The organism is Corynebacterium meitnerae (assembly GCF_027570075.1).
GTDB classification, from domain to species: domain Bacteria; phylum Actinomycetota; class Actinomycetes; order Mycobacteriales; family Mycobacteriaceae; genus Corynebacterium; species Corynebacterium meitnerae.
The window spans coordinates 1-450 of record NZ_JAKMUS010000046.1 but is presented as its reverse complement, the minus strand read 5'-3'; the positions used below and the strand labels follow the sequence as shown (position 1 = coordinate 450).

The following is a 450-nucleotide window of genomic DNA, read 5'->3' as shown; positions in this document are numbered from 1 at the left end:
TCATCGAGCTCAGTGAGCCTGCGAGCACCTTTGGGCACCATCTGCGGACGAAACGTACCAGCACGATCCCGTGGCATGGTGATGTCGAGCGCGCCATAAGCAGAGCCGACAGTTTTGGTGTACGACCCGTTGCGGTGATTGCTGCTCTGCGCGGTTTCCACCTGGGCTTTGGACTTGCGGTCAGAATGGCCGTAGCCCAAATGCGCATCCATCTCCGCCTGCAAACCAGCGTTGATCGAGGCCTGCAACAGCCCTTTGACCAAATCGCTAGCATCATCGGCAGAAGTCGACAGCTCGCCAATCAGCTTGGCGATTTCAGGGTTATCCATCAGCTTTGCGCTGATCTCGTTGACCTTGTCCTGGTCATAGTTTTTCTTCGGTGACACCGTAGTCATTATCGGTGAAACTCCTTCTGAATCAGAGCCTCACACACAAACTTCCTGACACCCT

Annotated in this window: 1 protein-coding gene; it reads right to left on the bottom strand. The window is 54.9% G+C overall.

Annotated elements, in window-relative coordinates; all coding sequences use genetic code 11:
- Positions 1–395 (bottom strand): transposase (locus L8U60_RS10770; protein ID WP_269966361.1); only part of this gene is annotated, 395 nt, incomplete at its 3' end.
- Between the last annotated feature and the right edge of the window lie 55 nt (positions 396–450).